The organism is bacterium (assembly GCA_022616075.1).
GTDB lineage: Bacteria > Acidobacteriota > HRBIN11 > JAKEFK01 > JAKEFK01 > JAKEFK01.
On sequence record JAKEFK010000103.1, the window covers coordinates 21,604 to 28,328 of the forward strand.

General features: G+C 46.6%; 3 protein-coding genes and 2 pseudogenes. 2 read left to right on the forward strand and 3 right to left on the reverse strand.

Annotated elements, in window-relative coordinates:
• Positions 1-43: 43 nt before the first annotated feature.
• Positions 44-2,017 carry a serine/threonine protein kinase gene (locus L0156_08755; GenBank protein MCI0603093.1) on the forward strand — a complete coding sequence of 658 codons (1,974 nt, stop codon included), beginning with the start codon at positions 44-46 and terminating at the stop codon, positions 2,015-2,017.
• 316 nt (positions 2,018-2,333) lie between these two features.
• Here the strand turns inward: L0156_08755 and L0156_08760 are convergent, their stop codons facing one another.
• A complete protein-coding gene (locus tag L0156_08760; protein MCI0603094.1) occupies positions 2,334-3,263 on the reverse strand; it encodes a hypothetical protein in 930 nt (309 codons plus the stop codon).
• A 10-nt stretch (positions 3,264-3,273) separates the two neighbouring features.
• The gene (locus L0156_08765) at positions 3,274-4,626 is read right to left on the reverse strand and encodes a hypothetical protein (protein ID MCI0603095.1); all 1,353 of its coding nucleotides are present in this window, start codon (positions 4,624-4,626) and stop codon (positions 3,274-3,276) included.
• A gap of 710 nt (positions 4,627-5,336) precedes the next feature.
• On the opposite strand from L0156_08765, the pseudogene L0156_08770 reads away from it, so the two are divergent.
• Positions 5,337-6,570: pseudogene (locus L0156_08770) on the forward strand (IS256 family transposase).
• A 54-nt stretch (positions 6,571-6,624) separates the two neighbouring features.
• On the opposite strand, the pseudogene L0156_08775 reads toward L0156_08770, so the two are convergent.
• Positions 6,625-6,725, reverse strand: a pseudogene (locus tag L0156_08775) (dihydrofolate reductase).

Consider the following 6,725-nt stretch of genomic DNA (forward strand, 5'->3'; position numbering starts at 1 on the left):
AGCCTGCGCTCCGCATGCCGGCGCTACAAAGTATAATCGAGTCATGAGCGCTGATAGCCTTGTCGGAACCCGTCTGCGCGAATATGAAATCACAGAAGAAATCGGCAGAGGAGGAATGGGCACCGTTTACAAAGCAAGGCATGTCTATTTGCACAAAGAGCGCGCGATCAAGGTGATTCGAAGCATTTATGCCGAAGATTCGCACCTGACCGATCGGTTCATTCGGGAAGCGAAAATACTTTCGGAATTAGATCATCCGAATCTTGTAAGACTGCACGAGTTCGGACGGCTGGATGAAAATACATTCTTCATGGTGCAAGAATACGTTCGCGGGGAAAGCATTTATTATGTGATGAAACGGCTCGGGACAATTCCTTTACTGGACTCAGTAAGAATGATCAGACAGGCGGCTGTGGGATTGGGCAGTGCGCACAGGAAATCGATCGTTCACAGGGACATTTCACCGGACAATCTCATGGTGACAAGGAACGAGTCGGGTGAGGAGATCGTTAAAGTCATAGACTTCGGAATCGCAAAGCCATTGGTGGAAGGCGCCTCGCAGTTCACGGCAACACGCGCGTTTGTCGGGAAACCTGAATACTGCAGTCCTGAGCAAACCGGGATACTGGAAGATGCGGCGGAAATTGATCATAGAACCGATATCTATTCGCTCGCCGTCACGCTGTACTATATGCTGATCGGAAAGCTTCCGTTCCACTCACCGACACCGATCGGATATCTGTTCAAACACGCAAAGGAACCGCCAATGCCACTGCTTTCCCATGATTTTTCGAACCATATTCCTCCGGCAATGGACCGTCTGATCATGAAGGCGCTCTCCAAAAGTCCGAATGAACGTCATCCTTCGATGGAAGCTTTTGTCAGCGAGCTCGATCACATTTCATTGCCACAGGCGGATGATTTCTTGATACTGTTCGAAACGGGAAAGCAACACTACGATAGAAACGAATGGCAGCAGGCAATCACGTACTGGAATCGCGCGTTGCAGATTTCGCCGGGGGATGAGAATTTAAAACAATGGATTCAATACGCAGAGAACCAGCGCAGCACGATCGTTCAACCGTTCCATGAACCGAAACAGTCTTCCGTCCCTCCTCCGCTCCATGGACCATCCGATTCATCCGTTCAGGAAACCCGGGCCGCCAAAGGTACTTCGCGTTCCCGCATATTGGTTGCATCAGGCATCCTTCTGATCATCCTGCTCGTTGCAGCTTCCGTCTTTCTCTGGAAGTTTGTATCGCAGCGACAGCAATTCGAGCTGGTAGACGTTTCGCTCCTGTCTGCAGGGACCGGATCACCGGAAAATCCGGCGATCATGAAAACGGGCAAGACGTACAAAGTCCTGCTTGCTGACGATGAGCAGTATTCTTTGAAAGCAACTTTGGATGCAGGACAGTATCGATTGATTGAAGATACTCGTCGCGCAGATCTAATACGACGTAACCTCATCAGCTCGTTATCCGTGCTTTACCCGAGGCGATCGGCTGCTGAGGATGTGTTTACGTTTAATGTAGTCGATGCGAGTTTTCGGCGAACCCACCGTTTTTCTTTGACAGCTCGGGCTCAATTAAAGTTTACAATAACGAATCGTAACGACGACGCCGAATTTTTTCTCACCATTCAAAATAAGTCCGACACCAGAATCGTTCCCTTTACGGGCGAAATCCTGCCGGTACCTTTGAAGTTGGACGAAAGAGCGACCGGCTTGCTCCGGCAGCACGATTCCGTTTATTACAGGATGAAGTTGCAGGAAGGCGAATACGTGGCCGAATGGGAATTTTCAAACTCGGAGAATCGAAAGACCAACATCCAGGGATATCTCGCATTGCTTGAGTCCGATGGTGGAAACCAGCGCTCGATCAGTGAAATGAATGAAGTCGATGTGACCAGCAGGAAGAGTGAACAGATCACTCTCAAACGTGAAACAACGCTCATTTTGCGGCTCCAGAACCACCATGACCCTGTCGATTACATCCTTCAAGTGAAGCGCAAGTAGTCGCTTTAACCGCCAAGTCGCCAAGAACGCCAAGACTGGACCGAATCGATGCGGGCGCCCGCTCGCAAGGGCTGATGGTGCACAATCTTCGTTTTGCGGACGAGTCGTCCGCACCACATTTTTCAACAAGCTCAGCCTGCGCTCCGTAGCTAGTTCGCAAATGAGGTTTAAAGTCTATTAGACATTACCGTCTAAAATTGCCCTCTCCGGTATCTCATAAAACCCGCATCAGAAGGGCATCGTCTTTTTCCGAATTGGACAAAAGCATCATTCTGTCCAATAGCGTGTGATTGGCGTTAGAGGCTTTGTTGATAATTTATTGGGAAGAAGCCGCTCTCTCATCTCTATCATTCTTGATCTGTGCAATATACTCCTTCAACGCTTGCGAAAGCCCGGATGTTGAAACATCCATGAGAGGATACATCGGATATTCTTGTTGCCAGCGTGCTAACTCGAACTTCGTATATCTTGATAAGGGATGATTCGGTTGAAGAGTCATAAGCTCTTGAAGGATTCCCACAGCCCCGTTTGCGGCGGTTCTTTGCTTATACAAGCCGGCAACATATGTATAATAGCTACCAGGAAATCGCTCCTTCAGAACATCGTAGGCATAAGAAAAATCATAGGTCTCCAATGGCCTTTCAGGTTTCATCATTTGAGGCAACCCAATAGACTTGTAAAACTGTTTTGAGCGTACGAATTCGAGTGCCTCCATATCTTCTCTCACGACTGGCTTTGAAACGAGAATAGTAACTGATGAAGATTTTATCTTGCCACTCCAACATTGATAGAACCTTGCAGGACCATTTTCGGGTAACCGCACCGCTTGATACTTCCCTTTGGCTGCATCATTCAGCAGACATCTTCCAGAACTATTAAGAACTGCCCTGACTTCGTAGACTCCTTCATTCACCAAATAGTGGCCAATGTTGTATGAAAAAAAGTACTTTTCTCCTGGTCTTAGGAAAATCATATGATCCGTACCCCGATCCCCTCCGAAATCATGGCTAGGGAGAGTTTCGTTGCTCCTACTTACTTCAAAACGCCAGCCTTTCTCCCACATTTCGTTGACTGGAACGAGTACATCGCGTGAACTACTGTTTCGAATGACGCCTGTTAGACAAACTGGCGAGTATAGTAAGACTGAATCCGAAGAATCAACGATTTCTACGGAAAGAGGTTGTTCAGAAGCTAATGCAATTAGAGAACTAAAGAACAGTATTATCAGTACAGTTATGTACTTCATGCCTTTCTCCTTACCACGTGCACGTATATTGAAAGAGGTTATCCACGTGTCCTCGTATACAGTATAAATCAATTGTGGGAGCACTTCCAAGATTGGTATGAAATGCTTGGACCCCCTGATTGCGATCGCGCGCCTGATTCATTAGACAGTATGGATCGAGATTTAGTGCTATCCAAGCCGGTTGGTCATCTTCCCCATTGCTTGGCGGAGCGCCATTAACGTCCCACATATGTCCGAGTTCATGCGCAGTTACGCTGGCTACTGCATTGACCGGGGAGGTGGTATTTAGATCCCTTGTTCTCTGCTCAAAAACCGCGATGTAATTTAAGCCTGCATTTTCAGCCGCATACAATGGAACGTTAGTGACATCGTGAGTACCTGCTGAAACAAGAGCTACATGATTTTGGATGGTGCCCGTAGTTATAAATGGCAAAGTGTGATCGTAGATAAATTGAGCGACATCACCCGGCTGGGTTTTTGGTATATCCGGCCAAGCAGGGACGTAACGACTATTAGCGGCAATCTTCCAATGTGCGAAAGTATCGTCAAAAGCCCTGACATAAGCTGTCTCACTCGGTGCCACATCATACGCTCCATCTGCCGTTCTGGCTACAAAGCTGTAAGGAGATTTCGCGCAGTATGGAGTAAAAGCGTTTGGATCAGTAGCTGGTTTGGATGGGTCACATTGCCCCGGAATTACAGTGCTCGGATAAAGGTTATTAAGGGCGAGGTTCAAGGTAATTGTATTTTTCTTGGTGTCCCTTGAAACAACTTGTCTGGTTTCGCCGACAGGGTAAGTACCTGAGAACACAACAACTACGTCATTTCTCCGAAAAGTGCTGGCAGTCTTCACATACACTTCAGTCGCCGGATTTCCGCTTCCATTACCAGAATCTTTGATTATAAATTCCCCTTTTTTCCACATTTTGATGTGTTCGATATATGCTCGTTTCCAAGCGGTTATCTTAGCCGTTTTCGAGCAATTAGGTGAGCAAGGAAAAGAGGGATCGAAGCTTGCTTCAACCTCGTAATTGTCGCCACTGAATTGGTCCGTCACAGTTAAAGTGGAAGTAGCATAACCATTACTGTCCGTGTTGACGGGTGAAACGATACTCCCCGTTCCTTTATTGTCTCCCACCGCGCTGTCGGTACGGTAAAGTGATGGGTCAGCAGGATCGTGTATTCTAAAATAAATCGGTTTATTCGCTTCAGGGCTGGTTGATCCCGTCATTGCCCGCACGCGGATGTCCAGCTGCCGAGGTGCTGTTTGTCCTGAACCCGGAAAATATGAATCTCCAGTTCCATTTTTCGATATTAATATCTTAGTATCGGAAATCGGGGAAATCATATCTATCTTTTGCATGTTAACCCGAATACTCTGCGAGGGTCCGCCGCCCACTGCGCCGGTCCTGAATAGCTGGACAACGAAGCAATATGAGACGTTCGTTAAATCAGTTTTAGGAATTGTATAAGTAAATTGAGGCTGCGGGAGAGGCTGGGTCCAATGGTATAGCGTGCTGGTTTGTTCGTTGAGGATTGGGATCCCACAGTTATTAGATACATAAAACTTATACCAATAATAGACAGCGCTTGGAGGATTATAATTCGGTGTACAGTTGTTCGGTCCTCGCCACCCCTCCCCTGTAACTGTAACCAGAGTGTCCACGCCCCTAACTGCAACAGTTGGGGTAACTGTGAGAGGGCCGTTATCCCAATAGTCAGGCTCCGTAATGCATGTTTGTGTGTACGCAGATTTTGAAAATCCCAGCAACGCTAACACAAACACAGAAATAGAGATAAAGTGCTTAATCAAGGTAGTCCCCCTTAGTCTTCGAGTTCAGGGAAAAGGCGGAGAAATAGAGCTTTTTCCCAACTAAAGCAAGAAGCATTCTATTTACAAATGATTCATGGTGTCAATCTAATTAAGGTGATGTCCTAAACTTCCTGTAAAAAGCCCTTTTATTAAGAGAGAGCTTTTTCTTTTTTTTAAAAGAGAAGAGGGTGTATTGTTCCTCTGAACAACAAAAAATAAACGCTCCCTTGACCGGGGAGCAAAGGAGGAATAACACACCCATGAAAAGAATACTTCCGAGCGAAACGCTAGTAAAGGAATTCGAACAACGAAAAAGAGACAGAGATTTGTCGCTGAAAGAGTTTATTTTACGCGGTGCCCAGCTGATGCTGCAGAAGGCAGTGGAAGAAGAAATGCAAGAGTTTTTGGGCCGTGGACATTATGAACGAGCTGGCGAAGATTTTCGTGGTTATCGCAACGGCTACGAAGGGAAAAAGATTCGGACCGGAGAAGGGCTGATTGAAGTGCAGATGCCGCAGGTTCGAAATGCGAAAGAACGATTTAAATCCGCTTTTATTGCGGCTTACTTGAAGAGAACCGAAACAATCGACAAATTGATTCTGAACATTGCGGTCAAGGGTCTGTCAGTCCGCGATATTGAGCAAACGATGTTTGATTTGCTTTCGGGGGAAGGGATTTCGCGCAGCGTAGTTTCACGAATCAGTGAGCAACTGCATGAGGATTTTGAGCTATGGAGAAAAAGGGACCTATCCGGAGAAGAAATCCTTTATCTGTTTTTAGACGGAGCATATTGGAAAGTGCGCAATGAAGCGCAGAGCAAAGAAGCGATCCTCGTCGCCTACGGGATCCGCTGGGACGGGAAGAAAGTTCTTCTGCATCTGGCCCTGGGCAACAAAGAAAGTTACGACTGCTGGATGGCATTTTTTCACGATATGACCCGAGCGCGGATTGACTGAACCAATGATGGTTGTTTGCGATGGCAATCCCGGAGCCATAAAGGCCTCCAAAGAGATCTTTCCCCGCGCACTCAAGCAGCGCTGCCAGGTACACAAGATGCGGAACATTCTTGCGCGATTACCAAAGGCGGTCATAAAAGAAATCAAGCCACTCATTCAGCAGATCTTTACTGCGGACAACTACGATAAAGGGCTGGCGGCTGGACAAAGATTCATCAAGAGATTCAAAAATCGTTTTCCGTCAGCAATCGAATGCGTCGAAAAGGATTTAGAGGCAACAATTCAGTGTCTACGCCTGCCCGGTGAACACAGAATGAGAGTTAGAACGACTAATATGTTAGAAAGACTCCTGGAGGAAGCCAAACGTCGAACGAAAGTGATTCCATATTTTCAGAGCGAGAAGTCCTGCTTGAAATTTGTCTTTGCAACGATGATCGCGGCTTCGCGTTTGTGGCGCGGAGTTCACATGGACGTACGAATAGAAAAACAGCTCAATTCACTTAAAGAAAAAATCTTGAATCAAACAAAGGCGGCTTAAACAACCTGGAGGAGCAATGCACCTTCCTTTTTACAGGAAAAATGGGACTTGACCTTTCAGCGTGCGGGAAAAAACAATCTTTGAAATATTGTCTATTATTACTGCAAATTCATCCATTGGTTTGTTACCAGTAGGATTTTTTACGACAGATGGCC

Excerpts from the sequence above, each read along its gene's own strand:
- L0156_08755 (MCI0603093.1), top strand. The coding sequence starts at position 44 with ATGAGCGCTGATAGCCTTGTCGGAACCCGTCTGCGCGAATATGAAATC.
- L0156_08760 (MCI0603094.1), bottom strand. The coding sequence starts at position 3,263 with ATGAAGTACATAACTGTACTGATAATACTGTTCTTTAGTTCTCTAATT.
- L0156_08765 (MCI0603095.1), bottom strand. The coding sequence starts at position 4,626 with ATGCAAAAGATAGATATGATTTCCCCGATTTCCGATACTAAGATATTA.